This is a genomic window from Bombilactobacillus bombi (assembly GCF_013607485.1).
GTDB lineage: Bacteria > Bacillota > Bacilli > Lactobacillales > Lactobacillaceae > Bombilactobacillus > Bombilactobacillus bombi_A.
The window spans coordinates 1-26,714 of sequence record NZ_SCHP01000006.1 but is presented as its reverse complement, the minus strand read 5'-3'; the positions used below and the strand labels follow the sequence as shown (position 1 = coordinate 26,714).

The window sequence follows — 26,714 nt, the reverse complement described above, 5'->3', positions numbered from 1 at the left end:
ATAATGATGATTCAAGCAGTATTATTTGATATTGACGGTACATTATTAGATACGGAAAAACAAGTAATAGCCGGCTTACAACAGGCTTTAAAAGCTAAAAAGAATCTTACAGTAACACCAGAACAGCTATTTTATACATTGGGAATTCCCGGTTTACAGGTAGCTGCTGATTTTGCTGATAATCCCCAAGAAGCTGAGCAAATTTTACAATGTTGGGAACAAAATATGCGGACTAACTTTCAAAGTGTTACTATTTTCTCTGGCATTATGGACTTATTAAAACAATTACAGCAACGCCAACTATCATTGGCGATTGTTACCTCCAAAACTCGGGCAGAATTTGATGATGAAGTAAAGAATTTTGGCTTTGAACAATATTTTCAGACCGTCATAACAGCTTCAGATACCAAAGAACACAAACCTCATCCTGCCCCCATTTTAAAGGGGTTAGAAAGGTTACAAAATCCCGCCTCTGATGCTCTTTACGTTGGTGATGCAATTTATGATCAGCAATGTGCACATGCAGCTCATGTCCGGTTTGCTCGGGCAGTATGGGGATCAAAAGACAATCCTGAGTTTAAGCAGGCAGATTATCAATTGCAACATCCGCAAGATTTGATAAAGATTGTTGATGATGAAAATAACTAGCTAATGTATGAGATTATTCAATAATAAAAAATCCAGACAATTTTTGTCTGGATTTTTTATTAGAATTTAAGCTTACAGCTTAAAAGGTTGATTGGTATTGAGTAATTGATGGTTCTTTAAATCCATAAAGTACATCGAAATTGTGCTCTTAGTGTCATTAATAGAAGACATCATGGCCGTATCAACCTTTTGCCCCGGAGCGACTTCTTGTTGAGCCATATTCAACTTATCTTGTGCATCATGGTTGTCAGCGGCAGGAGTAGTTGCTGATAAGAGTTGATCGTTTTGTTTCAACTGCAAATCTTCACTCACAATCGTAGCCGGTTTTTGGGGCTCCTTACTTTTGTTGATAAAGGTATATTCAATGAATAATGCTGGTTTATTATTAGTATCAGGGATTAATTTAACTCCATCAGAAGAATTATTCAACTGAATAGTAAAATCATCAGTATCATACTTCATATCATCATAAGATCCAGAGTTTTTCCAATCTCGTGCTGGTGGCTGAGCAGCTTTTTTATTAGCTTGCAAACTCTTTTGCTGTTTGTGAATATCTTTAATGGGTTTAACTTTTTTATGTTTTAATGCTTTTTTAGGCGATGTAAGAGTTTGTTCAGTTTTAGGAGGAGTTGCAGTAGTAGGTGCTGTTGTTTTTTTAGTAGGTTGAAGCCATACATATAACCCTAGGCTAACTCCAACTATGATGATAATAGCACTTAGGATCCAAACCACAGGCCGTTTCCAAAAACTGGTATTTTTATCTTGCGCATTACGCTGTAGATTTTGCTGTTTAACAACTGGAGGATTAGGCTGGTAATGTGGCTGTTTATTAGATGGATAGGGCGGTTTAGTTGCAGTTTCAGTCAAGTTCTGTTGATTGTTATAGTTAATGGGTTGTTGGGGAGGCTGTGTGGGCTGAGTAGGCCGCTGGTTTTGTTGATGGGTAGTAAAACGGGATTTGTTAGTTGTTGGGGCAAGGCTTTTAATTGGAGTTGGCTCTGAGCGTGGTGGTACAAAAGTCGGCTGTTGCTTGTTACTATTAGGCGTTGCTTCAGCTGAATTGAAAGAATTCAATGGTTGTTGCAGATTATTGTTAGCTGACCAAGGCTGTCCTGAAAAATTATTGGGTGTTGCTGTGGAATTTTGTGATGGTTGATTATTTTTTCTAGTTTTAAAATGATGTTGATTTTGGGAATTTCGATTAGGCATGCTGAAACCTCCTCACCTTATATTTAATATATACAATTTTGACACGTAATTAAAGGGCTCAGAACAAAACAAAGCAAAATTTTAACAATTAAAATGAAATTAATATTGAATTTAGATAATAAAAGTGATATAACTGTTTGGTTGTAAGAAATTGATGTAATAATGGAGGAATAAGCTATGTTGTTTACTGGTCGTCGAGTATGTGATTACGAAGTAGTAGGGATGTTTAGCAGCATTTCTGGTGAACAAGTAGTAACTAAGCGTGTATGTCATAATGTGTCCAAACGTGAAGCCGCTGCCCATATGAAACAATTAGTACAAACTAATTATCGTGATACGCTAGACCTACAGCAGCCAATCAAAGTAGCAGTCAAATCAATTCGTTAATTTAAATAAGTGTATGTAATTTAAATAGCTAGTCAATTAAGATGATTCTAATATAGATCAAGGCCGAGGGATTTTTGCCTTGGTCTTTTATTTTGGCTTCACAATTCTCCCCAACATAAAATTGATTCTTCGCTTTAATAAAAAGTTGAAACTTGACTAATGTACAATGGATACTCAACTTTTAATTGTCTAGGATAATCTTTTTAAGATGATGATATTGCATTAAAAGTTAAGTTAGCCTAAAATCAAGCTAGAAAATGAATGAAGAGGTGATTATCATGAAGGACCAACATTCCACAACCAATTTATCTGATAGTAAATTTGCCTTAGTGACTGCTTTAAATGCCGCTATTACCATAGTGGAGTTTGTAGGGGGAATTATTTCGGGCAGCCTTGGCTTAATTTCAGATGGCTTTCATAATATGGAAGACACTTTATCTGTGGTTTTATCGTTTATAGCACACATAATTAGTAAAAAAAATAGTAATGAACGCCAAACATTTGGCTATCAGCGTGCAGAAATCTTAGCGGCTTTTGTGAATTCGGCTATTTTAATTGCGATTACGCTAATCTTGATTTTTGAAGGCATTAAACGTTTGGGACATCCACAATTAGTTAACGGCGGCATTATGCTTTTGGTTTCTATAGTCGGTGTCGCAGCCAATTTGTTGTCGATGCTGGTGATGCAAAATGCTGCTCACCATAATCTTAATATCAAAGCCACTTTTTTACATATGGCAGCAGACACTTTGTCTTCACTAGGTGTATTAGTGGCCGCTGTACTAATTAATATGTTCAATTGGACATGGGTAGATCCTTTACTGACGTTAATAACTGCGGCTTGGATTATGAAGGAATCATTTGAAGTAATTAAACAAACAGTCTCAATCTTAATGGAAGCTAGCCCTGATATTGAATTAGAACAAGTTCAAAAAACGCTGTTGCAATTACCTGAAATAGTAAATGTTCATCATGTGCACTTATGGCGAATTGACGAAAATTTAATTGCTTTTGATGCTCATATTAATGTGCGCTCTACTGAAACCATGGCGCAATTAGAAAGCCTCTATCAAAAGATAGAAAAACTGTTAAGTCAGCAATTTGGCATTAATCATGTCACAATTCAAGCAGAATGTCAGCGCGGCATTCATGAACATCTTGTTTATCAGCATCAAGCTAATAAAAAGTAACCCGATTTAAAGGCCAAAAACGCATTTTTACCACACCAATAACGCGATCGTGTGTAACAAAGCCAAAAACTCGGCTATCTACAGACTGGCGGCGGTTGTCCCCTAAAACAAAGTAAGAGTTAGCGGGGACTTTTTTAGTACCAAAAGAAGTTTGTAACGAAAAATTAGGTGTTAATAATTGTCCTGGCTGTAAACGGGCTTTATAAGGATCTAAATAAGGTTCATTAATTGCTTTGCCATTAATATAAGTGACGTCATTTTTAAAAGTTATCTGATCACCGGGTAAACCAATTACACGTTTAATAAAGGGTTTATCTTGTACTGAACCGGGAGGATCAATCACCAAGATATCACCTCGATGAATAGCGGCATTCGGCGCAGCAAAGAAACGGTCACCATTGTAAAAATTAGGCTGCATAGATTTACCTCGAACCTCACCGTTGATCCAAACGACGTTGGCAATTATGTACGTCAGTATAATCACGGTAAGGAATAATCCGCCCAAAATTGACAAGGGATAAGCATTTTTTTTAAGTTTATTTTTAAATTTTGTGCGCAACTTTTTCCAAGTTTGCATTAAATATTCACCAACTTATTATTGTAAGAGAATAAAATTTCTGAAAATTCACTAGATTAATGGTAACATAAAAGCAAAGATTGTGTTAACAGAGGTTGAAGATATGTTATTTCATAGTATTAGCGGTGTCCTGATTATTTTAGTTATGATTCTTGTAGGGTATGCTCTCACCCAAGTAGGATGGTTTGATGAGCGCTATAGCCAGATTACTTCTAAATTAGTTACTCAAGTAGCTTTACCTTGTTATATGATTAATACTATCACTTCGAAATTTTCCCGGGGAGAACTTTTTCAAATTTTTCCAGATCTGAAATTTCCAATTTTATCAATGACTTTATTATTTTTGGTCTCTTATGGGGTTCAGTTTATTTTACACATTGACCCCAATCATCGGGGCTTATTTAAATCGATGTTTTCCAATTCCAATACAGTTTTTGTCGGTTTACCTGTAAATATGGCCTTATTTGGGAAGGCCAGTGTGCCTTATGTTTTAATATATTATATGGCTAATACGACTTTTTTTTGGACCTTAGGAGTGTATTTAATCCGCCGCGATGGTGATGCCAAACAAAAAATGAGTATTTTAGCAATCCTTAAAAAAATCTTTTCCCCGCCACTATTAGGTTTTATGTTTGGGGTGCTGTTGGTAATTTTAAATTGGAAATTACCCGATTTTTTAATGTCTGATACTAAGTACATCGGCAGCTTAACCATTCCTTTATCTATGTTTTTCATTGGTATGAAATTAGCTCAAGTAGGTATTAGTAATATTCATGTTTCTTGGGATATGTTTGGTATTTGTTTTGGCCGCTTTATATTGGCGCCATTTTTAACTTTTATTTTGGTATTTGCTGCTCCTGTACCTAATATTATGAAACAAGTATTTGTTTTGCAAGCAGCAATGCCAGTCATGACTAATGCTCCTGTAGTAGCCAAACTTTACCACGCTGATTCGGATTACGCTGCAGTCATGGTTACTGCAACCACGGCTTTAAGTCTAGTAGTGGTTCCTATTTTGATGAACATTGTAATGAGATTATTTTAAGCAGGTAAATAAGATAATGGTTAAGTTGATTTTAGTTAGACATGGACAAAGTATTGCGAATGCTAAAAATGAATATACTGGATGGTCAGATGTAGACTTAACTGCCCAAGGACGCCAACAGGCAGTAGCTGCTGGAAAGATTTTAAAAAAACATCAAATTTTCTTTGCGGGAGTGCATACTTCCGTTTTACGGCGCGCAATTATTACAGCTTACTTGATTCAAGAGCAGTGTCATGCCCTTGATATTCCTATTTATAAGTCGTGGCGGCTAAATGAGCGTCATTATGGAGCTTTGCGGGGATTAAATAAAGATTATACACGACAAAAATTTGGTGCTGATCAAGTTGCTTTGTGGCGACGTAGTTATAACAGCGTCCCCCCTCAATTAAGGCAGGTAGATACACATCTTCGTGCTTATCAGCAATGGCCTCAAAGTATTTTACCACGTTCTGAAAGTTTGGCGATGGCCTTAAAGCGTACTGTTCCTTACTTTCAAGATCATATTGTACCGCAGCTTCTGGAAGGAAAAAATCAATTAATTGTCGCTCATGGCAGTACTTTACGCGCTTTAATTAAATATTTAGAAGATATCAGTGATGAAGATATTGATGGAGTAGAAGTAGGCAATGCACAGCCTATTATTTATCAACTCGACCAGCACTTACAAATTTTAAATAAACAAATCTTGGACGAGTAGTTTCTATACTAAAAAAGCCGAACTCAATTAAGAGCTGCGGCTTTTTTAGTGTGGAAAGTAACTTAAGTTAATATTTTAATTTAGTCGTCATCCTCATCGCTGTTGTCAACATCATCATATTTAATCAAGGGCTCACGCTGAACTAAGCGTAACTTATCAGAACGCAACTGCCCTAAGGTTAGCGGTACGCGTTCGACAACGACATCGCTGTAAGATAAGCCAAACCAAATAGCAGGAGTAACGGTATATCGCTGCAGCCATAAGCGAGCTTGAATAATATTTTTCTTCAGATTATCCAGCTGAGTATCGGGTGATAAAACTTCTTGAATAATTACAAAGGAAAAATCTCCAACGCTTCGATCAGGAATAGTGGTATAAGTTTGTGGTTGGCGCGGCAGCTCGCCTTTAATCATCATTTCGTTAACAATTTGGCGTAGGAAGAAGTTAACTTTTTGTTCCATTCTAAAGCCTAAATATAATTGTACATTAACCATGTAGTCAGTGCCAAAGGTATCTACACTATATGCCGTAGTATAGGGTTTATCAGTAACATTGACAGTAACAAACCAATAAACTTTAGCTCGTTTAGGCCTTTTATCTAAAATAGAATATAAGATGTCCTTTTTAATTTTAAAGCCATCATGAATTTTGGTTAAATAAACTAAATTAGTAGTATAAAGAGGTAATGATTCATCTTCACTTAACTCTTTCAACTGTTTTTTATAAGCCAATAAAGAAACGTATTCCCGATGAAAAGTATTATCATTTTTGAGTAATTCGCCGTATTGCCAAATAATCATAATCATGATTAAAACACAGGCAATCGTGAAAGTAACATATCCACCTTCAAAGAACTTCACACTATTTGAGATTAAGAAAATAGATTCAATTGCTAAGAAAAAGATAATGATAATTTTGGAAAGCACAGGATTACGCTTAGTCGTTGACAGCCACGCATTCAACAAAACTGTAGTCATTAACATGGTAATTGTAATAACTAGGCCATAAGCTCCAGCCATTTTTTCCGAGGTTTTAAAGTACAAAACAATTGAGATACACAATATCCAAATAATATTATTGACCGCGGGAATGTAAAGTTGACCCTTAAAATTAGTAGGATAAATCATTCGCAAACGTGGTAATAATTTTAATTTAGTAGCTTCTGATACTAGTGTATAAGAACCTGAAATTAGTGATTGGGAAGCAATAATAGCTGCTAAAGTGGCAATAATTGTCATTGCTAAGCGAAATTGTGCAGGGACCATTTCAAAAAAGGGATTTAAGGAATTGATTTTTTGATATGAGCTTAATCCCTTAATTTGATTTAACCACACGCCTTGACCCAAATAATTAATCAACAAACAAATTTTAACATAAGGCCAACTACCATAAATATTACTTCGTCCTACATGGCCCATATCAGAATATAAGGCCTCTGCACCAGTAGTTGCCAAGAAAATACTGCCTAAAATAAAAATTCCGTTTTTATTTTCTGAGCTGAGCAAAGTTTTTATAGCATAATAGGGATTTAAAGCGCGTAAAAAGCTCCAATCGCCTGCTAAACGATATAAACCTGCAATTGCTAAGCTGGTAAACCAAAGCATCATAATCGGACCAAAAGCTCGTCCTAAGGCTTCAGTACCAAAGCGTTGAATAAAAAATAAACATGATAAAATAACAATAGCAACTATAACTACTGTATGCTGGTTACTAATTAAAACATGATTACCGATATTAATGCCTTTAAGACCTTCTACAGCTGTCGTCACAGTTACAGCCGGCGTCATCATTCCATCGGATAAGAATGTGGCTCCTCCGATCATTGCTGGAATAATCAGCCATTTTGCTTTTTTACGTACTAAAGTATATAAAGCAAAAATACCACCTTCACCATTGTTATCGGCTCTTAAGGCGATTAGGACGTATTTTGTCGTAGTGATAATTGTTAATGTCCAAAAAATTAAAGATACACTGCCCAAAATAAAGTCTGTAGAAATATGGCCTAGGCCGCCATTTCCAGCAACCAAAGAGGACATCGTATACATAGGGGAAGTTCCAATATCACCATAAACCACCCCTAAAGCGACTAAAATGCCACCAAGGGTCAGTTTACTATTGAGGCTTTTTTTGGAACCTAAAGAATTTTGCCTTTTCATTTTATCCGTACTCTTCTCCAATTATTATAATGTTGATATATTTAACATATTAATGCGAGAAATGCAACCACACTCTTTAACTTCATCTTGCATTATAGCAGAAAAACCTCGCAGTAGCTGCTGTTATTCAAGTAAAAACATGCTATCATGAAATGCAGAAAATTTGGAGATAATAAAGTTGAAAACACTTCGAACAATATGTAGCATTTTATTCTTATTACTTTTTATAGGTACTAGTTCCCATGTGGCTACTGCCAGTACGCAAAAGACAATTGTTAAATTGCTCAAGCACAATCAGTATAGTGGGAGTTTATTAATTATCAAGCATGGGAAAATCTGGCAAAAAAATAATTTTGGTTACGCAGACTATGAGCAAAGACGCCTTAATACTAGTAAATCAGTCTATCAGCTAGCTTCTTTGGAAAAGTCCATAACTGCTACTCTCTTAATAAAAGCACAAACGCAACATAAGCTCAAATTAAGTGACTCTTTACACAGTTATTTTCCTAACATTCCTTATAGTGCCAATTTGACTTTAAAACACTTAATGCAAATGCAATCTGGTTTGGTATTATCTAATAAAACGTCCACCAATTTGTCTACCAAACGATTAGATTATTATCTTAATCACGCTACAAGATTTGATAAAAATTATGTTAATCGTTGGCATTACAGTGATGTTAACTATATTTTATTAGCACGGATTTTGGCAAAAGTTAACCATTGTTCTTATCAAGAATTATTTAATCGCTATTTTAAACAGCCCTTACATTTAAAAAATACTAATGTAGATGATAATTATGAACTTAATCCCTATCATACTACGGGTTATGATGTCCAAGAACAACCAGCTAATTATACTAATCCTTTGACATTAGATACTCAACGCTTAGATTTTGAATTAGGAGCGGGACAATTATATGCCAATGTGCAGGAATTTTACCATTTACAAGCAGCTATTGTACAAGGAAAAATTGTTCCGCAAAAAGTTTTACAGATTTATCGCCAGGTGCCGCCCACTAATCAAGGCAACGGTTATAATGGTGGCGTTTATAATGATGCCCAAAACCATTATTTTTATGCCCATGGAGTAGAACAGGGTTTTGACACGGTTTTTGTAATGGCGAATAATGGCAAAAATGCCGTCATATTGTTTAGTAATCGACATAATCCTGCAATGACTAATACAATTGATTTGGCTAAAGATATTTATCAAATGGTAATTACTAAGTAATTAGATTATCTATCTCAATCATTATGGAGTTTTTCTAACAATAAAACTTTAAGAAAAAAGGGGTCTAGAACTGGGATTTTGTTCTAGACCACTTTTTTAGATAATATTAATAAGCTAAGCTAAAGCACCCATAGGATCCCAAGGCGCTAGAACTTTTGGTGTATCTTTTTCTTGTTCATAAGCTTGGCGTAATTGTTCTGGTAAATATTTTTTGTTGATAACTAATTGGTAAACAAATTGGTCAAACCATGCATCACTCATGACAAAATAACCTTCAGTACCAACTTTTTCACCCCAAGAGTTTTCTACTTTCCATTTTGTTGGCTGCCCCTCATTATCAAGATCAACGCCAGTTAAAACCATAGCGTGATCCATCATGCTTTCGCCATAGTCTAAGCGCTGAGCTTTTGTCATATTAAAGTCAATGTTAAAAAGTCCATCTAAATCATAAATTTCGGTGTCCATAATTCCGGCTTTACGATCAGATCTTTGAACAACATCGCTGCCAAACCAAACAGCTTCACCTGCTTGTAGTTGGGCAACTGCGGCTTGTTTGAAGTCTTTTAATTCTAAATTTAAATGGCGTACTGGACGGCCTCCAACAACATTACCTAACATCTCTACAGTATAGACATGATTATAAGGCTTATCATGTGTAGGAGCATTAATTGTCGAAATATAGTCCGGTAAATTCAAATCAATATACTTTTTATAAAATTCCTTCGGTGTAATATTTTGTTCGCGATGAAAGTTGTGGTCATCGTCACGATAAGACCAATCAAATTTGGTTGGTGGCTCACCAATGGTATACACAAGCATGCGATATACTTCACTCAGCATTTGTTCTTTTTGCATAGCTATTTCTTGCTGAGAGACTTGATTGTTAACTAATTGCCGGAGTTTAACTGCATCTTTGCGTAATTTAAGATTGAGTACTTGATTGAGTTCGGATGAATTAGTACGGCTGGCCGTATCAGGCATTACACTTTTAGGTACGACTCCATATTTTTCAAAAAGTCCACAAACTAAATCCCATTGGCCGCCGTCTTGTTGCGGGGTAGCCATGAGAAAGTCAACCTTACGATCACCAATTGGTAAATCAGCAGTGTTGAGAACATTTTCGTAAAAGTAGTTAGATTTCTCTAATTTATCCCAAAAGAAAATATAACCTTGAGAAAGCTCAAAATCTTTAATTTTGAATTGAGTTTGCATTGGATGACGCAGGGTGTTAAGAGCGGCAAAGACCCAGCAGAGTCCGGATCGCTTTTGATCTGCCACTTTACCAGTTTCCAATTCAATAGAAAAAGTGGGATCCATTGCAATTTGAGATTTTAAAGTCTTACTAGATTGATAAATACCGTTTTGGGCCACACTATTTTTAATAACATTGGCTGCTGGCACTTGGTTAAATTCGGTGGCAAATTTCTGTAATGCTGCCTTATCAATTGCTTGTACCATATATTTGAATCCTCCTCTAAATTAAGGAAATTTAATAATAACTTTAGTCTAAAATAACTAAATAGTCCAGTATTTAACGAATTTGATCGATAATTTGTGGACCATGATCGGTTCCAACAACTACTGTATTAACCAAGTCGAGGAATAAACCATGTTCAATAATACCAGTTTGGTGATCTAACCAGTCAGCTAGTAAATGGGGATGTTTGATTTGCCCTAAATGTAAATCAATAATATAATTTTTCATGTCTGTTAAATAGGGTTGACCATTGTCTGTTAAACGAAATTGTGGATGTAAGTCTTCACTCTGAAGACGTTTAAATAATTGTTCACAGCCAAAAGGATTTACTTCAATAGGTAATGGGAATTTACCCAAGGTAGGAACCATTTTTGATTGATCAACAATCCAAAGATTACGTTTGGAATTTAAAGCCACTGTTTTTTCATAAGTATGGGCGCCACCGCCACCCTTAATACCTTGGAAATTTTGGTCAATTTCATCAGCACCATCAATAGTTATGTCAATTTGTTGAATTTCATTGAGCTTTTTTAGTGGAATGCCCAATTTTTCGGCTTGCTGCCAAGTTCTGGTGGAAGTAGTAACACATTGAACTGTTAAATTTTCAGTTTGAACACGGCGTCCTAATTCTTCTACCATATAGTAAACTGTTGATCCAGTGCCTAAGCCCACTGTCATATTGGGTTTAATAAAATCAACGGATTTAATACCGACTGCTTTTTTTAATTCATCTTGATTCATGACTTAGTCCTCCTGTTTTGGGGTCGGATTTTTTAATAAATATTGAATGTCACTTTCTTGTTGAAAAACTTTTTTGGCGTATGGACAAACTGGAATAATCAGCCAATGATTTTTAATTGCTAAATCTAAAACTGCTTGCAATAATTGACGGGCCAATCCATGATGCCGATAAGTGGGCGCCACTAAAGTGTGATCAATGCTGATAGTAGAATCGTCTAACTGGGTATAAGTGATTTCACCCAGCAATTGTCCATCAGGGTCGTCTTTATAGAAGCGTCCCGGTTCAAAATCTAGTTGCATTGTAATTCCTCCTTTAATAGTATTTGCTATAATAATCATACCTCAATATAATATGGCTGACATGGAATAGGAGTTAAATAATTGAAAAAACGTAAATTTGAGATTGTCTCACGTTATCAAAAACAAAATGTATCTTTACCGCTTCGTCAGACTCAATCAGCTGCAGGTTATGATCTGGCCGCTGCTGAAGATTTTGTAGTTCCTTCAATTTGGAAGGAAGGACCTCAGCCTTCGCAAGTAGCTTTAACGCCAGTTTTAGTACCCACTGGATTAAAAGTTTGTTTACCTGCTGATGAGGTTTTACTATTAGTTAATCGTTCTAGCGGTCCTTTAAAGCGCGGGTTGGTTTTACCAAATTCAATCGGTGTTATTGATGCTGACTATTATAATAACGATAATAATGAAGGCGAAATCTTTGTACAAATGCTTAATTTTTTCCCACAGGACTACCATATCAAAAAAGGGGAGCGGATTTGTCAAGGAATTTTTATGAAGTATTTAACAACTACTGATGACCTTCCCTCTACTGTACAGCGAGTAGGTGGATTTGGGTCATCTGATAAGTAAGGAGAGCATGTGGCTAAAGTAAAATCAAGATATGTTTGTCAAAATTGTGGCTATATTTCACCGCGAATGCTGGGACGCTGTCCAAATTGTGGCGCGTGGAATCAGCTCGTAGAGGAATTAGAACCAGTTAAAACCAAGCTGCCAACTTCAACTACCACAAACAAACCGATAAAGCGACCGCAAAAACTAGCCAATATTACCTTTAATGAAGAAAAACGGGTTCAAACTGGTCTTCAAGAATTAGATCGTGTTTTGGGCGGGGGTGTTGTCCCAGGATCATTGGTCTTGATTGGCGGGGATCCTGGAATTGGTAAATCGACGCTTTTGTTGCAGGTATCGGGGCAATTAGAAAAAACCGGCGGTAAAGTTCTTTATGTTTCTGGAGAAGAAAGTGCTTCCCAAATTAAATTGCGGGCTAATCGTTTACATGTTGGTGGTGATAACCTTTATATTTATCCTGAAACTGATATGCAGGCTATTACCCAAACAGTTGCGGACCAAGAACCTGATTATTTAATAATTGATTCAGTACAAACCATGAACGTTCCAGATTTATCTTCGGCCATTGGCAGTGTTGCCCAAATTCGCGCAGTAACTACTCAGTTAATGACAATTGCTAAACAGCAAGGTGTTAGTGTTTTTGTAGTGGGTCATGTTACTAAAGGAGGTGCGATTGCGGGACCGAAAATTTTAGAGCACATGGTTGATACGGTGCTTTATTTTGAAGGGGATCTACACCACAATTATCGCATTTTACGTTCTGTAAAAAATCGTTTTGGTTCAACCAATGAAATTGGGATGTTTGCCATGCACAATGAGGGGCTTACGCAAGTTAGCAATCCTTCGGAAATTTTTTTAGAAGAGCGTTTGGCCAATGCGACCGGCTCCGCAGTAGTGGTTTCAATGGAAGGAACACGGCCAATTTTAGTAGAATTGCAATCTTTAATTACGCCAACACTTTATGGAACAGCTAAGCGCACTACTACGGGACTAGATCATAATCGAGTATCGGTCATCATGGCTGTTTTAGAAAAGCGTGCTAATATTTTACTCCAAAATCAAGATGCTTATTTAAAAGCAACTGGTGGAGTGCGTTTGGATGAACCAGCCATTGATTTGGCTATGGCCATGGCAATTGTTTCTAGTTATAAAAATTTAGGCTTGGCTTCTGATGAATGTTTTGTAGGAGAAATGGGCTTAACCGGTGAAATTCGTCGTGTTAATTTAATTGATCAACGAATTAAAGAGGCTGCTAAATTGGGCTTTAAGAAAATCTATGTACCTGCTAATAATGAAATTAGTCATGACGAAGTTCAGGATATAAAAATTGTGGGAGTACGCACCATCAATGAAGCTATCAAAAAAGTTTTCAAAAACCAGCATTAACGCGTTGATTTTTTAGCAGAAGCGGGTAAGCTATTATAGTAGAAAGTTATTGGAAGAAAGAGGAGTTTATTGTGGCTGATAATAAAATTAGAGTACGTTATGCACCAAGTCCTACAGGACATTTACACATTGGTAATGCACGGACGGCATTATTTAATTACTTATTTGCACGTCATAATCATGGTACCTTTGTTATTAGAATTGAAGATACTGATACTAAGCGGAATGTAGCGGGTGGTGAGCAAAGCCAACTAGAAAATCTTCAATGGCTAGGAATAGACTGGGATGAAGGTCCTGATGTCGGCGGTGAATTTGGACCTTATCGCCAATCAGAACGCCGAGAGATTTACCAAAAATATATTCAACAGCTTTTGGATGCGGGCGTAGCCTACGAATCCTACAAGACTGAAGAACAGCTGCAAGCTGATCGCGAAGCCCAAAAGGCTCGTGGAGAAATGCCGCATTATGAATATGAATATGCGGGCATGACTGAAGAACAAAAGCAAGCAGCTATTAAAGCTGCGCAACAACAAGGTTTAAAGCCAGTTATCCGGATTAAAGTTCCTCAAAATAAAGTCTTTGAGTGGGATGATATTGTTAAGGGAACAGTAAAGTTTGAATCGCAGACCATTGGCGGTGACTGGGTTATTCAAAAGCGTGACGGGATGCCGACTTATAATTTTGCGGTAGTTATTGATGATCACTTAATGCAAATAACGCATGTTTTGCGGGGCGATGATCATGTGGCTAACACGCCTAAACAATTAATGATTTACGATTATTTAGGTTGGCAGCCGCCTAAATTTGGCCATATGACATTAATTATTAATAGTGAAACTGGTAAAAAGTTAAGTAAACGTGATGAGTCTGTTTTACAGTTTATTGAACAATATCGTGAACGTGGTTACTTACCAGAAGCCATGTTTAATTTCATCACTCTTTTAGGGTGGTCACCAGTGGGTGAAGATGAAATTTTTACCCGCAAACAGTTCATTAAACAGTTTGATCCTAAGCGCTTAAGTAAATCACCGGCAGCTTTTGATCAAAAGAAACTTGAATGGGTAAACAACCAATACGTGAAAGCTGCTGATTTAAGTAAGATTACAGATTTATCTTTGGCTAATTTAATTCAAGCAGATTTACTGCCGCAAAATCCGGATTTAAAAACAATTGAATGGACCCGAGCTTTAGTTTCTTTATTTAAAGATCAGATGAGCTATACTAGTCAAATTGTCGAATTATCCCAAATTTTCTTTAGTGATCCTAAACAACTAGATGAAACAACGATGGCAGAATTGCGTAAGGATGATGCTGTACCAACCTTAAAAGCCTTTCAAGCAAAAATCCAAGATTTGCCGCGCTTTACAGCTACGCAAATCATGCAGGCAATTCAAGCTACACGCCAAGAAGTAGGCGCGAAAGGCCGCAAGCTTTATATGCCAATTCGGATTGCCACTACGCGGTCGATGCACGGGCCTGGAATTGGTGAGGCAATTGAATTATTGGGCTATGATAAGACCCAACAACATTTAGCTGAAACTCTCAAACAGTTAGAAAATTAATTTTCAAAACACAGCGTGTAGAGTCATTAGTTCAACATAGCTGTGTTTTTTCAGCATAAAGGAGTTAAGATGATAAAAATTTTTAATACATTATCAAAACAGAAAGAAGAATTTAAACCGCTAAATCCTCCGCTAGTAACGATGTATGTCTGTGGACCCACAGTTTATAACTATATTCATCTCGGTAATGCCCGCTCGGCAGTAGCTTTTGACACTATTAGACGCTATTTGCAATATCGAGGATATCAGGTACGTTATGTTTCCAATTTTACCGATGTTGATGATAAAATCATTAAGGCTGCGCGTGAGCAAGAATTACCACCGCAAAAAATTGTTGCTAAATATATTGCTGCTTATCAAGAAGACGTGGCGGCTTTGAATATCTTACCTGCCACCTTGAATCCGCGGGCCACGGAAAACATGTCTGATATTATTAGCTTTATTCAGGATCTAGTAAACAAAGACTATGCTTATGAGAGCCAAGGCGACGTGTATTTTCGGGCGCGTAAATTCGCAGCATATGGACAATTATCTGGACAAAATTTGGACGATTTAGAACAAGGAGCTAGCCAACGGGTTAATGACTTTGATACTTTTAAAAAGGAAGATCCAATCGATTTTGCCTTGTGGAAAAAAGCTCCTGCCAATGAATTATCTTGGTCTTCTCCTTGGGGAAACGGACGTCCTGGATGGCATATTGAGTGTTCAGTAATGTCAACCAAGTATTTAGGTAAGACTGTGGATATTCATGGAGGTGGCGAAGATTTAATCTTTCCGCATCATGAAAATGAAATTGCCCAAAGTCAAGTTCATACAGGGAAGACATTTGTTAAATATTGGTTGCATAATGGCTTTGTAACCATTGGCAGCGACAACGAAAAAATGAGTAAATCTCTGGGTAATTTTGTCACCATGCATGAATTATTACAACAAGTGGATCCACAAGTTTTGCGGCTCTTTATGTCAGCTACTCAATATCGTCGGCCCATCCAATATTCGAAAGCCAGCTTAACTGAAGCTCAAAATAATTTACAGCATTTGCAAACAGCAGCACAAAATTTAAGTTTTCGGTTGCATGATGATGTTTTTAATGATTTTGATGATACAATTCAACTTCAGCAGGACAATATTGAAAAGCAGTTTATTCAACATATGGATGATGACTTTAATGTGCAAAATGGGTTAAGTGATATTTATGATCTTATGCGCTTAATTAATCAATATTCTGCTCAAACTCAAGTTAATACTCAAAATATCAATAACTTATTAGATACTTTCACTACTTTGCTGAGTATTTTTGGGATTGAATTTGTTACTAATCCTCAATTAGATCAGCAAATAGAGCGATTAATAGCACAACGAGATACAGCGCGCGGGCAAAAAGACTTTGCTAAAAGTGACGCTTTGCGTGATCAATTATTAGAAATGGGAATTATCTTAGAAGATACACCCCAAGGAACGCGGTGGCATAAAAAATGATAGATTATCACCAATTAAATGGTTTAACCTTAGCTTATTTAGGTGATGCCGTCTGGGAAGTATTTGTGCGCGATCATTTAATTAATTGTGGTCTGACTAAGGTTAATCGGCTGCAAAAACGGGCCACGCATTTTGTATCAGCTAAGGCACAAGCAGCTTTAATTGCCTTAATGCAAAAAGATGATTTTTGGACTGCAACCGAAAAAGAAGTTTTTTTGCGCGGTCGTAATGCCAAAGCAAAGACTCATGCTAAAAATACTTCAGTGCAAACCTACAATATTTCTACAGGTTTTGAGGCTATTTTTGGTTATTTACAAGTTAGCCAGCAAATGCAGCGGTTACAAGAATTAGCTGACTGGTGTATTCAACAAGTAGAGGTAGGAAGAACTGATGAATTCAACTTTCAATAATCAGCAATCAGAAATAGTATTTGGCTATCATGCCAGTATGGCAATTTTACAGGCGGACAATGCGCCACAAAAAGTTAATAAAATTTTTTTGCAAAAGGGGCTTCATAGTGAAAAAATTGCGCAAGTAGTGGAATTGGCTCGAGCTCAGCATTTAGTAATTCAAGACACGCCTAAAACTAAATTAGATGAACTTTCACAACATGGCAATCATCAAGGTATTGTTTTAACAGTTACACCTTATGAATATGTGGAATTAGATCACATCTTAAGCGATTTACAAAAAAAACAACAAGATCCTTTTTTCTTAATATTGGATAATATTAATGATCCGCATAATTTTGGCTCTATTTTGCGGACAGCAGATGCTGTCGGTGTTAACGGAATAATTATACCTAAACGGCGGGCTGTCGGTGTTACTTCGGTTGTAGCCAAAGCTTCAACCGGAGCAATTGAGCATTTACCAATTGCGCGTGTTACTAATTTGGTGCAAACAATTGAATGGCTCAAGCAAAAGAACATCTGGATTTTTGGGACAGATATGAATGGCACGGATTATCGTCAATGGAATGCCCAAGGGGCAATTGCTTTAGTAATTGGTAATGAAGGTAAGGGGATGTCGCCTTTAGTCAAGCGTCAAGTTGACCAAATTTTAACAATTCCGATGGTTGGTCATGTGCAAAGTTTAAATGCCAGCGTGGCCACAGGTGTGTTATTATATCAAGCCTTTACTAGCCGGGAAAGCTGATAATTATGAAAAAACAAATTTTAATTGTTGACGGTTATAATGTGATTGGTACCTGGCCACAGTTAGATCGCCTCAAAAAACAAGATCGCTTAGAAGAAGCCCGCGATCGTTTATTAGATATTTTGGCTAATTACCGTAAATTTTTTGAAGGACAAATTATTGTGGTCTTTGATGCAATGTATGTACCTGGTGTTAAAGAGCAATTTTCTAAATGGGATTTAGATATTGTGTTTACTCCTGAAGATGTTACTGCCGATACTTATATACAGGACTTAAGCGAACAATTAAATGTAATCTCTAACCAAGTAACGGTAGTTACTTCTGATCAAGCGGTACAATGGACAATATTTTCACGGGGAGCTAGCCGCCTACCATCTTATGAACTTTATCGGCGCATTAAAGAAATGAAACGCCAACTTACTCAAGAAAGCCGCCAACATCATGACCGCAGTATCCAACGCAATAATCCATGGAGGGAAGACCAATTAGAACTTCTAACAAAGTTACGCGATCAATTGTCTTCATAATCTTATTCGTTATCATCTTTACATTGAGTGGCTGTCGCTTTTTGGTTAATAATGATGCTGATTTGCAAAAGGGCGAATACTGGGTACGACAGGGACAATTGCAACGTGCCCAACCTTATTTGAACAATTCCCGCCAACCTCGAGCTCATAAATATGCTCAGCAAATAATGAATTTAAAGCTGGCTCAACAGTATTTTAATCAAGGCCAATTTCAAAAAAGCCAGCATCAAGCCCAACACGTAAGGAGTCAATTGCCTACTTTAATTCAAATTCATAAAACGGCACGTCAGTTAGTAAAAATTAGTCAACAAGCTCAACAGCAGCATTTTGTAGGTCCTACCATTCCGAATACTTTAGCACAGATGGATGCTAAAGTAATTTGCCGGCAAGTCACTGCTGGAATTTTAATCGATCAGGCTAGTGGTCAAGTACTGTGGCAAAAACAATCTCAACAAGTATTGCCGGTTGCTTCTCTATCCAAATTATTAGCAGTTTATACCATTTATCGAACTTTAGAAATTAAGCATATTTCTCTGCAAACGCCTATTCCGGCTACAGCGGTAATTACAGGTATTGAAAAAAAGCCTGGTCTTTCCACAGCAAAGTTAGAAGTGGGGCAATATTATTCCATTCAGCAACTTTTGCAGGCCACCATGGTAGCTAGTGCCAATGATGCAATTATGGTTTTAGGACAGTATTTATATGGTAGTCAAGAACGCTTTGTAGAGATGATGCAGCAAAATGCTCGCAATTTAAAGCTTCATAGTGTCCAACTGGTTAACGCAAATGGACTGCCAGCCACTTTAGATCCAAGTGTGGCAAATAATGCGCATGCTAAAGTGTTGGAAAACCATTTTAATGCTCAAGACTTGGCTAAAATCACTCAAAATCTGTTGCAACAATTTCCTCAGGTTCTACAATTGACCAAACAGCAGCATATAAGAATAGGAGCGCATAATTTCGTTAACACTAATGAAATGTTGGCGCAGGGAAAATATTCTGCTGTAAAATATCAAGTCGATGGTTTGAAAACTGGAACTGGAGAAGCAGCAGGGTACGGTACAGTTATTACGACGACGATTGCTAAAAGACGAGTAATTCTTGTGGTTTTAAAGGCCCCTTCGGATGCAGCGCGATTTTTGCAGGCTCGAGAACTACTAGATTACCTAGCTGATAATTGGCAGGTGCAGACTAAAACTTTAGCCACTTTTCCAAAGCCTACTAAAGTTACCTTGTGGCAAGCTCAAAATGCTAAGACTAAGTTGCGGCTTCAGTATCAAATTAATTTACTCAAAACCCCCCCTCAATTAGATTATTCTATTTGGAGTAATCAAAGCCAAATTCCATGGCTGTTCAATTAAATGAACAAATGTTCTCTTTAAGTGATTAATTTTTTATGATATTTTTAAAATATCGTTTGTTGGTCTGGCGGGAGTAAACCCATGAAGACACAACAGTTATTGAACCAGGATCTGAATTGGATTACACAAGTAAAAGAATTAAATTCTTCACAGGCGTTAGAACAGTTATTCACTAAATATCTGCCTTTAGTTGAAAAATATGGGCAGATATATCATATTCCCCTGTTTGATCGGGCGGATTGGTATCAAGAAGCACGGTTAGTTTGTTATCAAACTTGTTTAATTTTTAACGGAAACCATGGCTCAAAATTTGGGAGTTTTTTTAAATTAAGGTTGCAAAATCGGGCAGCTAATTTATTGCGGGAACAATTAGCCTTGAAAAGGCAAACTAATATAAAATCTGTATCTATGGAGCATTTAAGCGAGGTAGATCCAGAACTAAAAAGTTTATTATGTCTGAGAAGTGACTTAAATAATAATTCTGAATTTATTTCTTTTGATTATGGGAGTTATTTACAAACATTATCAGAATTAGAATTGTTAGCTTTGAAAGTTTGTTTGGGGCTGCATCCTCAAGCGGTTAATAATTATTCTAAATCTAGTCTTATGCGGGCTGCGCAAAGGGCACGATTAAAGTTACGTCAATTGTGTTGATTTGTTATCTTGACATATTTAAAAAGGTTGAGTATAGTTTTAGTGATTAGGTGAAGCGATGAAGACTAAGAAAAAAATTTTAGAATGCAGTATTTGTGGTACCCATAACTATAAAACTACGGTTTCTCAGCAACATACTGCTCGGTTAACATTAAAAAAATACTGTCCAAAGTGTCAAAAGCATACTTTGCATCAAGAAACTAGATAGAGGGATGAACAAATGAAATTTTTAAAGAGCGTTGTTGAAGAGATGAAGTTGGTTGAATGGCCTACTGCTAAGGAAAATCGTCATGATACACTAACAGTAGTTATGACATCTGTTGGTTATGCTTTGTTTTTAGGAGCTTGTGATTGGGTCTTTCAAAAGTTAATTACTCTATTTGTCACTCATAAATAATTTGTAGTCCTAAAAAAAATTTGTTATATTGTAAGTAAGTGCTAAGACTTCGTGTAAGCGAGGTTTTTTTTATTGTGAAAAATAAGGAGATTATAATGGCAGAACAAGGACAAAAAATGTGGTATGTATTGCATACTTACTCCGGTTATGAAAATCGCGTCAAAGAAAATTTAAAGTCACGGGCTCATTCAATGGGTATGGAAGATTACATCTTTGATGCGGTAGTTCCTCAAGAAGAAGAGACCGAAGTTAAAAACGGTAAGACTAAGACCGAAATGAAAAAAACCTTTCCGGGTTACGTTCTAGTTGAAATGATTATGAGTGATGAATCTTGGTTTGTCGTGCGGAATACTCCTGGAGTAACAGGATTTGTTGGTAGCCATGGGGCTGGTAGTAAGCCAGCACCATTATTGCCTGAAGAAGTTGAACATATTTTGCATGATATGGATAATGATCAACAAAACCATGAAATTGATCTACAAATTGGCGAAACCGTCAAAATTGTTGATGGAGCTTTTGCTGGTCTAGAAGGAAAAGTCACAGCAACCGATGATGAACATGGAAAAGTTAAGGTTGAAGTAGATATGTTTGGCCGGTTGACGGAAACCGAATTAGATTATAATTTAGTTCAAAAGTTCTAATAAGGGTTGTTTATTAGTTTTAATAATGCTAAAATATAAAAGTGTGCCATTTGGCATGTCTGTGGGAGGGAAAATTATGATTCCCATCTTGACCACATCACGGACTTAAGGAGGTATGTACCGTGGCTAAAAAAGTTGCAAATGTTGTTAAATTGCAAATTCCTGCTGGAGCAGCAACTCCAGCACCTCCAGTTGGTCCTGCTTTAGGACAAGCTGGTATTAATATTGTGGAATTCACAAAGGATTTCAATGCTCGCACTGCTGAGCAAAAGGGCACTATTATTCCTGTAGTGATTACAGTTTATGAAGATCGTTCCTTTGATTTCGTAACTAAAACACCGCCTGCTGCAATGATGTTAATGCAGGCAGCTGGAATTAAAAAGGGTTCCGGTAATCCCCGCGATGAAAAAGTTGGTAAGGTTACTCAGGATCAAGTACGTGAAATCGCTGAAACTAAGTTGAAAGATCTCAATGCTAATGATGTTGAAGCTGCTATGAAGATGGTTGCTGGAACAGCTCGCAGTATGGGTCTGACAGTTGAAGAATAGTTCATTCAACTTACGTTTTAAACAAGTGGGAGGGGTTAACCCCCATTATGACCACAATCGCAAGGAGGAACTTAAACGTGGCTAAACATGGAAAAAAGTATTTAGAAGCTGCTAAGCAAGTAGAAGCAAACAAGCTTTACGATCCCCAAGCAGCAATCGAATTATTGAAGAAGATTAATTACGCTAATTTTGATGCAACTATCGAAGTAGCTTACAATTTAAATATTGATACTAAACAAGCTGATCAACAAATTCGGGGCGCAATGGTCTTGCCTAATGGTACTGGTAAAACCCAGCGTGTTGTAGTTTTTGCCGATGGCGAACAAGCTAAACAAGCCGAAGCTGCCGGTGCTGACTTTGTTGGTGCTGACGATTTAGTCGACAAAGTATCTGATGGCTGGTTAGATTTTGATGTTGTTGTAGCAACACCAAAAATGATGGCTAAAGTAGGTCGTTTGGGACGGATTTTAGGACCGAAAGGTTTGATGCCTAACCCTAAAACAGGTACAGTAACAATGGATGTTGAAAAGGCTGTTAAGGATATCAAGGCTGGACAAGTAACTTATCGGGCCGACTCTCAAGGCTTAATCCATGCTCCTTTAGGCAAGATGTCCTTTGATACAGACAAATTAGTTGAAAACTTCAATGCTTTCAATAGTGTCGTAGTTAAAGCACGTCCTGCAACAGCTAAGGGACAATATATTAAGTCAGTTAACTTAACTTCAACTTTTGGTCCTGGAATTAAAATTGCAGTTGACTAATAAGTCAATCAATGGTAACTTATCATAAGAAACTACCTAAGACTCAGGTGGCGCAAGCCTTAATATCCTGCCGAGGCTACATGCTGAACAAGTAGGGCATTGTGTCTTGAGGCACGGTGCCCTTTAATTTTTAGGTGGAAAAAATTTATGGAGGTGAAACTGAATGAAAGAAGCTGTTTTGAACGCTAAACAGGCTCAAGTTGACGAAATTGTTGATAAAATGACTCGTGCTGAATCAATAATTGTTGTTGATTATTTGGGTTTAAATGTTGCTCAAGTTACTGAATTACGGCGGCAATTAAGTGAGGCTGATGTCGAGATGAAAGTTGTTAAGAATTCTATCTTACAACGGGCTGCTAAAGAGTCTGGATACGAAGATTTGAATACAACTTTTGCTGGACCAACTGCTGTAGCTTTTTCTTATGAAGACCCGATCATCGCTGCTAAAATTATTGCCAAATTTGCTGAAACTACAGATGTTTTGCAGATTAAGGGTGGTATGGTTGAAGGTAAAGTCCAAACTTTGGACAAGATCAACGAATATGCTCATATGCCAAGTCACGACGAATTGTTGGCTACTTTGGCATCAATGTTGCAATCACCTGTTCGCAAATTTGCTTATGCTGTTAAAGCAATTGCTGAAAAACAAGAAGCAGATGACTCTGCTGCTTAATTAATAAAAAGAATAAATGGAGGAATTAAAATGGCTTTCGATAAAGATGCTATTATTGAATCATTAAAAGAAGCAAGCATTTCCGATTTAAACGACTTAGTTAAGGCTATCGAAGAAGAATTTGATGTTTCTGCAGCTGCTCCTGTTGCTGTAGCAGGTGGCGCTGGTGACGGCGGTGCTGAAGCAAAAGATTCCTTTGATGTTGAATTGACAGAAATTGGTCAAGAAAAAGTTAAAGTTATCAAGGCAGTTAAGGATATTACAGGTTTAGGCTTGAAAGATTCTAAGGCTTTGGTTGATGGTGCTCCTTCAGTTGTTAAAGAAGGCGTATCTCAAGCAGACGCTGACGACATGAAAGCTAAACTTGAAGAAGTTGGCGCAACAGTTACATTGAAATAATTGTTAGCGGTAAAAAAGCCATCGGAATTTATTCCGGTGGCTTTTTTAGTTCAGAAATGTAAAATTACTCATTCAGTAACAGCGTATTTAAATTTATCTCCTCGAATAACTTGATAGGTAATATGAAGTGGACGATTATTAGAATCATTTACATAATTCTCTATTAACATCAATGCACTGCCACTTGGAACGTTTAGAAATGATGCTTCATTTTGATCAGCATAACTCATCCCAAAAACCTTTTTTCCAATAGTTGGTAAAACATTATATTTATTTTTAAGTAATGAATAAAGTGAGCCATTTAAATTTTCATGTAATAAAGATTTATATAATTGTGTAAACCAAATAGTTTCCACACAAATAGGATTTAAATCAATATAACGAATTCTTGTTATTTTAATTAATTTTTGTTGATGCGGTAAATTAAAGAAATTTTCTTGCTCTTTATTTGAAGTAGTTATTTGCGCATTAACCATTTTTGTGGTCATAGTTTTTCCCATACGTTCGACATTGTCAGTAAAACTTAAAAATGATGATTTGTTTTGTTCAATACGTTGAGTTTTAGAAACAAAAGTTCCTTTTCCATGTACTTTAGTTAACAATCCTTCTTCTGTCAATATATTAAGTGCTTTGCGAATTGTGCTACGGCTCAAACCAGTAGTTTTGTGAAATTCCATTTCTGATGGTATCTGTTCTCCGCGTTTATAGATGTTATCTTGAATATTTTTCCTTATTGTATTAGCTAATTGTTCATATAAAGTATTTTTGGTATGATGTTTTAGTTTTTGTGTTTTCAAAATATCAACTCCAGTAAACATTATCCTGTACATTGTAGCATAAACTTTTTTAATATCTATTCATACTTTAACTATATAAATAGTTTTTTTCTTGATAAAGACTTTTAATTTCGATTATTTGTGTTAATATAAAGATACAAGCAAGCATACAAGTATGCATACTTGTACTGAATGGATATTAAAATTAGGAGGTAATATATTTTGGATATTGTTGAGAATGTTTCAAAAGTTGTAGATCATGTCTTGGCGGACAAAGAAAAAGTTGGTGGAATTAAAAGAGTCATTTGGATCGCAGCTGGAGGATCTAACGGAGGATTTTTTCCTGCACAATATTTTATGGAAAGAGAATCATTAAATATTCCTTCATCATCATTTACAAGTAACGAGTTTGTATTAGCAACACCAAAATACGTTAATAAAAACACATTAGCTGTTGTTTGTTCAATGCGAGGAACAAAAGAAACTATTCTGGCAGCGCAAAAAGCTAAAAATTTAGGTGCTTCCACTATCGGTTTATATGTTGATGAATCTGGCTTGACTCAAACTTGCGATTATAATTTAAAATATCAAAGTGTAGCGTTAGATGAAAGTAGTATGGAATCAACAAACTCCGGTTTTGGATTATTAATAGCTATGACTTTGGTTAATAAATTAGAAGGTTATAATAATTTTAATCAGACATGCAAAGCTTTTGAATTAGTAGATCCAATTTATCGTAAGGCTGTTAAATACACAACACCATTAGCGCAAGAATGGGCACATCTGAATAAAGAAGAAGATACAATTTATGTTTTAGGAAGTGGTCCGGCTTGGGGAGCAGCTTATGTCTTTGCTATTTGTAATATTGAAGAAATGTTGCAAAAAAATGCACCTTATATAAATAGTTGTGAATTTTTCCATGGTCCTTTTGAAGTTTTAGATAAGAATACATCCATTTTCCAATTAGTATCAGTTGGTAGAACACGAGCTGCTGATGAGCGGTCAGTGAAATTTCTGAAAAAACATGGTGGTAAAAAAGTCTATATTCTAGATGCTAAAGAAATTGGTATCATGGATTTTAATGACTCAATTTCTGAATATATGAATCATTTAATTTTTTCGCCGATTCTAAATAATGTTTATATGCGCGCACTTTCTCAAGTAACCTCTAAAGATTACATGACAAGACGTTATATGTGGAAGGAAAATTACTAAAATTATTATTGGATTGGGGGATTGGTGGGCAAAGGTTTTAAACCTTTGCCTTTAATCTTATTAAAAGGAGATAAATATGAGACAAATATTGTTAGCTAGCCATTCAAAGCTTGCTGAAGGTATGATGAAGACTATAGAAATGTTTTTCGGAAAACAAAATAATTTATATTATTTATGCGCATACACTCAAGAAGATTATGACTTGAAAGCTGAAATTGAACAATTCTTAAATACTATTAATAAGGATGATGAAATAATAGTTATAACCGATCTATTTGGTGGCAGTGTTAACAACCAATTTTTTCAGATATTACAAAATAAACTAATTAAAAAGTTTTATTTAATTTCAGGAATGAATTTACCATTATTGCTAACATTGCTTACTGATATTGACAATGATAAACCTATAAATTTAATTATTAGAAATGCTGTTAGTAAAGCACAACAATCAATTATTTTTGACAATGACAAATTATCTAATGAAAAAGAGCAAGTTGAGGAAGATTTTTAATAAATAGAAATAATATTGCACAGCTAATTATATCTATTAGAGAACTAGGAATGAATTAAAAACAATTATTTAACTAAAAACTTTTGATATATAAGAATATTCTAGTTATTTAATTAATTGAATAGATAAAAGTTTATTTTTTATATGTTTAAAGCCTTAAGTCTAACTACATTAAATGACTCCTCAATACTAATTATAAAATATAGAGCTATTTATAGTGGAAAGAGGTACGAATATGATACTAAAAACTAGAATTGATTGTCGTTTGCTACATGGCCAAGTTGCTGTATCTTGGACATCTGGTATTGGTGCCAATTGTATTTTGATTGCAAATGATAAAGTGGTTAATGATCATTTGCTTAAAACGACTATGAGAATGGCTAAACCACAAGGATGCAAGCTTGTTATTAAGAATATCAATGATTCAATTAAACCTATTAA

At 36.1% G+C, this 26,714-nt stretch carries 32 protein-coding genes and 1 other annotated feature; of the genes, 25 read left to right on the top strand and 7 right to left on the bottom strand.

What is annotated here, in order from left to right; genetic code table 11:
- Positions 1–6 precede the first annotated feature (6 nt).
- Positions 7–648, top strand: a complete 642-nt coding sequence (locus tag EQ827_RS02740; RefSeq protein WP_181189456.1) for an HAD family hydrolase — start codon at positions 7–9, stop codon at positions 646–648.
- A gap of 72 nt (positions 649–720) precedes the next feature.
- Here EQ827_RS02740 and EQ827_RS02735 read toward each other — a convergent pair whose 3' ends face one another.
- Positions 721–1,857 (bottom strand): DUF5067 domain-containing protein, encoded by a 1,137-nt coding sequence (locus EQ827_RS02735; RefSeq protein WP_181189455.1) that lies wholly within the window; start codon positions 1,855–1,857, stop codon positions 721–723.
- 177 nt (positions 1,858–2,034) lie between these two features.
- Between EQ827_RS02735 and EQ827_RS02730 the strand changes: the two genes are divergently transcribed.
- Both EQ827_RS02730 and EQ827_RS02725 read left to right on the top strand, forming a co-directional pair.
- Positions 2,035–2,244 carry a hypothetical protein gene (locus EQ827_RS02730; RefSeq protein WP_181189454.1) on the top strand — a complete coding sequence of 70 codons (210 nt, stop codon included), beginning with the start codon at positions 2,035–2,037 and terminating at the stop codon, positions 2,242–2,244.
- Between the two features lie 278 nt (positions 2,245–2,522).
- Positions 2,523–3,434 (top strand): cation diffusion facilitator family transporter, encoded by a 912-nt coding sequence (locus EQ827_RS02725; protein WP_181189453.1) that lies wholly within the window; start codon positions 2,523–2,525, stop codon positions 3,432–3,434.
- Here EQ827_RS02725 and lepB read toward each other — a convergent pair.
- On the bottom strand, positions 3,421–4,011 hold the full coding sequence (gene lepB / locus EQ827_RS02720; RefSeq protein ID WP_181189452.1) for a signal peptidase I: 591 nt from the start codon (positions 4,009–4,011) through the stop codon (positions 3,421–3,423). The genes EQ827_RS02725 and lepB overlap by 14 nt on opposite strands.
- 103 nt (positions 4,012–4,114) lie before the next feature.
- On the opposite strand from lepB, the gene EQ827_RS02715 reads away from it, so the two are divergent.
- Positions 4,115–5,056 (top strand): AEC family transporter, encoded by a 942-nt coding sequence (locus EQ827_RS02715; RefSeq protein ID WP_181189451.1) that lies wholly within the window; start codon positions 4,115–4,117, stop codon positions 5,054–5,056.
- Positions 5,057–5,072: 16 nt separating this feature from the next.
- Entirely contained in the window at positions 5,073–5,753 is a 681-nt protein-coding gene (locus EQ827_RS02710; protein WP_181189450.1) for a 2,3-bisphosphoglycerate-dependent phosphoglycerate mutase, read from the top strand.
- 80 nt (positions 5,754–5,833) lie between these two features.
- On the opposite strand, the gene EQ827_RS02705 is transcribed toward EQ827_RS02710, so the two are convergent.
- Positions 5,834–7,909, bottom strand: a complete 2,076-nt coding sequence (locus tag EQ827_RS02705; RefSeq protein ID WP_181189449.1) for a KUP/HAK/KT family potassium transporter — start codon at positions 7,907–7,909, stop codon at positions 5,834–5,836.
- Between the two features lie 178 nt (positions 7,910–8,087).
- Here EQ827_RS02705 and EQ827_RS02700 point away from each other — a divergent pair, with 178 nt between their 5' ends.
- Positions 8,088–9,143 (top strand): serine hydrolase domain-containing protein, encoded by a 1,056-nt coding sequence (locus EQ827_RS02700; RefSeq protein ID WP_181189448.1) that lies wholly within the window; start codon positions 8,088–8,090, stop codon positions 9,141–9,143.
- A 114-nt stretch (positions 9,144–9,257) separates the two neighbouring features.
- On the opposite strand, the gene EQ827_RS02695 is transcribed toward EQ827_RS02700, so the two are convergent.
- The 3 genes from EQ827_RS02695 to EQ827_RS02685 form a co-directional block, all read right to left on the bottom strand.
- Positions 9,258–10,601: a C1 family peptidase gene (locus EQ827_RS02695; protein ID WP_181189447.1), complete on the bottom strand. Its 1,344-nt coding sequence runs from the start codon at positions 10,599–10,601 to the stop codon at positions 9,258–9,260.
- 73 nt (positions 10,602–10,674) lie between these two features.
- Positions 10,675–11,361: a ribose-5-phosphate isomerase RpiA gene (gene rpiA, locus EQ827_RS02690; RefSeq protein ID WP_181189446.1), complete on the bottom strand. Its 687-nt coding sequence runs from the start codon at positions 11,359–11,361 to the stop codon at positions 10,675–10,677.
- 3 nt (positions 11,362–11,364) lie between these two features.
- Positions 11,365–11,661 carry a GNAT family N-acetyltransferase gene (locus tag EQ827_RS02685; RefSeq protein ID WP_181189445.1) on the bottom strand — a complete coding sequence of 99 codons (297 nt, stop codon included), beginning with the start codon at positions 11,659–11,661 and terminating at the stop codon, positions 11,365–11,367.
- A gap of 81 nt (positions 11,662–11,742) precedes the next feature.
- Here EQ827_RS02685 and EQ827_RS02680 point away from each other — a divergent pair, with 81 nt between their 5' ends.
- The 16 genes from EQ827_RS02680 to rplL all read left to right on the top strand — a co-directional run bounded on the left by EQ827_RS02680 (position 11,743) and on the right by rplL (position 23,771).
- A complete protein-coding gene (locus EQ827_RS02680; protein ID WP_181189444.1) occupies positions 11,743–12,228 on the top strand; it encodes a dUTP diphosphatase in 486 nt (161 codons plus the stop codon).
- Between the two features lie 9 nt (positions 12,229–12,237).
- Entirely contained in the window at positions 12,238–13,614 is a 1,377-nt protein-coding gene (radA, locus tag EQ827_RS02675) for a DNA repair protein RadA (protein ID WP_181189443.1), read from the top strand.
- A 71-nt stretch (positions 13,615–13,685) separates the two neighbouring features.
- Positions 13,686–15,176: a glutamate--tRNA ligase gene (gene gltX / locus EQ827_RS02670; RefSeq protein WP_181189442.1), complete on the top strand. Its 1,491-nt coding sequence runs from the start codon at positions 13,686–13,688 to the stop codon at positions 15,174–15,176.
- Positions 15,177–15,245: 69 nt separating this feature from the next.
- The gene (gene cysS / locus EQ827_RS02665; RefSeq protein ID WP_181189441.1) at positions 15,246–16,655 is read left to right on the top strand and encodes a cysteine--tRNA ligase; all 1,410 of its coding nucleotides are present in this window, start codon (positions 15,246–15,248) and stop codon (positions 16,653–16,655) included.
- Positions 16,652–17,065 carry a Mini-ribonuclease 3 gene (locus EQ827_RS02660; RefSeq protein WP_181189440.1) on the top strand — a complete coding sequence of 138 codons (414 nt, stop codon included), beginning with the start codon at positions 16,652–16,654 and terminating at the stop codon, positions 17,063–17,065. Before cysS ends, EQ827_RS02660 begins: the two co-directional genes overlap by 4 nt.
- Positions 17,046–17,810 carry a 23S rRNA (guanosine(2251)-2'-O)-methyltransferase RlmB gene (gene rlmB, locus EQ827_RS02655; RefSeq protein ID WP_181189439.1) on the top strand — a complete coding sequence of 255 codons (765 nt, stop codon included), beginning with the start codon at positions 17,046–17,048 and terminating at the stop codon, positions 17,808–17,810. The genes EQ827_RS02660 and rlmB overlap by 20 nt, the downstream gene beginning before the upstream one ends.
- A gap of 5 nt (positions 17,811–17,815) precedes the next feature.
- Complete coding sequence (locus EQ827_RS02650) at positions 17,816–18,337, top strand: NYN domain-containing protein (RefSeq protein ID WP_181189438.1); 522 nt, start codon at positions 17,816–17,818, stop codon at positions 18,335–18,337.
- Between the two features lie 41 nt (positions 18,338–18,378).
- Positions 18,379–19,698: a D-alanyl-D-alanine carboxypeptidase family protein gene (locus EQ827_RS02645; protein WP_181189437.1), complete on the top strand. Its 1,320-nt coding sequence runs from the start codon at positions 18,379–18,381 to the stop codon at positions 19,696–19,698.
- An 81-nt stretch (positions 19,699–19,779) separates the two neighbouring features.
- Entirely contained in the window at positions 19,780–20,352 is a 573-nt protein-coding gene (locus EQ827_RS02640) for a sigma-70 family RNA polymerase sigma factor (RefSeq protein ID WP_181189436.1), read from the top strand.
- 58 nt (positions 20,353–20,410) lie between these two features.
- Complete coding sequence (gene rpmG, locus EQ827_RS02635) at positions 20,411–20,560, top strand: 50S ribosomal protein L33 (protein ID WP_181189435.1); 150 nt, start codon at positions 20,411–20,413, stop codon at positions 20,558–20,560.
- A 12-nt stretch (positions 20,561–20,572) separates the two neighbouring features.
- On the top strand, positions 20,573–20,749 hold the full coding sequence (gene secE, locus EQ827_RS02630) for a preprotein translocase subunit SecE (RefSeq protein ID WP_181189434.1): 177 nt from the start codon (positions 20,573–20,575) through the stop codon (positions 20,747–20,749).
- Between the two features lie 95 nt (positions 20,750–20,844).
- Positions 20,845–21,390 (top strand): transcription termination/antitermination protein NusG, encoded by a 546-nt coding sequence (nusG, locus tag EQ827_RS02625; protein WP_181189433.1) that lies wholly within the window; start codon positions 20,845–20,847, stop codon positions 21,388–21,390.
- A gap of 122 nt (positions 21,391–21,512) precedes the next feature.
- Positions 21,513–21,938 (top strand): 50S ribosomal protein L11, encoded by a 426-nt coding sequence (gene rplK / locus EQ827_RS02620; RefSeq protein WP_181189432.1) that lies wholly within the window; start codon positions 21,513–21,515, stop codon positions 21,936–21,938.
- Positions 21,939–22,015: 77 nt separating this feature from the next.
- Positions 22,016–22,699 carry a 50S ribosomal protein L1 gene (gene rplA, locus EQ827_RS02615; protein WP_181189431.1) on the top strand — a complete coding sequence of 228 codons (684 nt, stop codon included), beginning with the start codon at positions 22,016–22,018 and terminating at the stop codon, positions 22,697–22,699.
- A 17-nt stretch (positions 22,700–22,716) separates the two neighbouring features.
- Positions 22,717–22,834: a sequence feature (ribosomal protein L10 leader region), on the top strand.
- A 28-nt stretch (positions 22,835–22,862) separates the two neighbouring features.
- Entirely contained in the window at positions 22,863–23,372 is a 510-nt protein-coding gene (gene rplJ, locus EQ827_RS02610; protein WP_181189430.1) for a 50S ribosomal protein L10, read from the top strand.
- Positions 23,373–23,402: 30 nt separating this feature from the next.
- Positions 23,403–23,771, top strand: coding sequence for a 50S ribosomal protein L7/L12 (gene rplL / locus EQ827_RS02605; RefSeq protein WP_181189429.1), 369 nt, complete (start codon positions 23,403–23,405; stop codon positions 23,769–23,771).
- A 68-nt stretch (positions 23,772–23,839) separates the two neighbouring features.
- On the opposite strand, the gene EQ827_RS02600 is transcribed toward rplL, so the two are convergent.
- Entirely contained in the window at positions 23,840–24,568 is a 729-nt protein-coding gene (locus EQ827_RS02600; protein WP_219912618.1) for a GntR family transcriptional regulator, read from the bottom strand.
- A gap of 201 nt (positions 24,569–24,769) precedes the next feature.
- Between EQ827_RS02600 and EQ827_RS02595 the strand changes: the two genes are divergently transcribed.
- The 3 genes from EQ827_RS02595 to EQ827_RS02585 all read left to right on the top strand — a co-directional run.
- The gene (locus tag EQ827_RS02595; RefSeq protein WP_181189427.1) at positions 24,770–25,762 is read left to right on the top strand and encodes an SIS domain-containing protein; all 993 of its coding nucleotides are present in this window, start codon (positions 24,770–24,772) and stop codon (positions 25,760–25,762) included.
- Between the two features lie 76 nt (positions 25,763–25,838).
- Positions 25,839–26,273: a PTS sugar transporter subunit IIA gene (locus EQ827_RS02590; RefSeq protein WP_181189426.1), complete on the top strand. Its 435-nt coding sequence runs from the start codon at positions 25,839–25,841 to the stop codon at positions 26,271–26,273.
- 235 nt (positions 26,274–26,508) lie between these two features.
- On the top strand, positions 26,509–26,714 hold a 206-nt coding region (locus tag EQ827_RS02585), incomplete at its 3' end, for a PTS sugar transporter subunit IIB (RefSeq protein ID WP_181189425.1).

Coding starts and splice junctions, on each gene's coding strand:
- EQ827_RS02715 (WP_181189451.1), top strand. CDS start 4,115: ATGTTATTTCATAGTATTAGCGGTGTCCTGATTATTTTAGTTATGATT.
- EQ827_RS02695 (WP_181189447.1), bottom strand. CDS start 10,601: ATGGTACAAGCAATTGATAAGGCAGCATTACAGAAATTTGCCACCGAA.
- secE (WP_181189434.1), top strand. CDS start 20,573: ATGAAATTTTTAAAGAGCGTTGTTGAAGAGATGAAGTTGGTTGAATGG.
- EQ827_RS02725 (WP_181189453.1), top strand. CDS start 2,523: ATGAAGGACCAACATTCCACAACCAATTTATCTGATAGTAAATTTGCC.
- EQ827_RS02660 (WP_181189440.1), top strand. CDS start 16,652: ATGATAGATTATCACCAATTAAATGGTTTAACCTTAGCTTATTTAGGT.
- EQ827_RS02710 (WP_181189450.1), top strand. CDS start 5,073: ATGGTTAAGTTGATTTTAGTTAGACATGGACAAAGTATTGCGAATGCT.
- rplJ (WP_181189430.1), top strand. CDS start 22,863: ATGAAAGAAGCTGTTTTGAACGCTAAACAGGCTCAAGTTGACGAAATT.
- rlmB (WP_181189439.1), top strand. CDS start 17,046: ATGAATTCAACTTTCAATAATCAGCAATCAGAAATAGTATTTGGCTAT.
- EQ827_RS02730 (WP_181189454.1), top strand. CDS start 2,035: ATGTTGTTTACTGGTCGTCGAGTATGTGATTACGAAGTAGTAGGGATG.
- nusG (WP_181189433.1), top strand. CDS start 20,845: ATGGCAGAACAAGGACAAAAAATGTGGTATGTATTGCATACTTACTCC.
- EQ827_RS02650 (WP_181189438.1), top strand. CDS start 17,816: ATGAAAAAACAAATTTTAATTGTTGACGGTTATAATGTGATTGGTACC.
- EQ827_RS02590 (WP_181189426.1), top strand. CDS start 25,839: ATGAGACAAATATTGTTAGCTAGCCATTCAAAGCTTGCTGAAGGTATG.
- lepB (WP_181189452.1), bottom strand. CDS start 4,011: ATGCAAACTTGGAAAAAGTTGCGCACAAAATTTAAAAATAAACTTAAA.
- cysS (WP_181189441.1), top strand. CDS start 15,246: ATGATAAAAATTTTTAATACATTATCAAAACAGAAAGAAGAATTTAAA.
- rplL (WP_181189429.1), top strand. CDS start 23,403: ATGGCTTTCGATAAAGATGCTATTATTGAATCATTAAAAGAAGCAAGC.
- EQ827_RS02685 (WP_181189445.1), bottom strand. CDS start 11,661: ATGCAACTAGATTTTGAACCGGGACGCTTCTATAAAGACGACCCTGAT.
- rpiA (WP_181189446.1), bottom strand. CDS start 11,361: ATGAATCAAGATGAATTAAAAAAAGCAGTCGGTATTAAATCCGTTGAT.
- EQ827_RS02705 (WP_181189449.1), bottom strand. CDS start 7,909: ATGAAAAGGCAAAATTCTTTAGGTTCCAAAAAAAGCCTCAATAGTAAA.
- EQ827_RS02735 (WP_181189455.1), bottom strand. CDS start 1,857: ATGCCTAATCGAAATTCCCAAAATCAACATCATTTTAAAACTAGAAAA.
- EQ827_RS02740 (WP_181189456.1), top strand. CDS start 7: ATGATTCAAGCAGTATTATTTGATATTGACGGTACATTATTAGATACG.
- EQ827_RS02640 (WP_181189436.1), top strand. CDS start 19,780: ATGAAGACACAACAGTTATTGAACCAGGATCTGAATTGGATTACACAA.
- rpmG (WP_181189435.1), top strand. CDS start 20,411: ATGAAGACTAAGAAAAAAATTTTAGAATGCAGTATTTGTGGTACCCAT.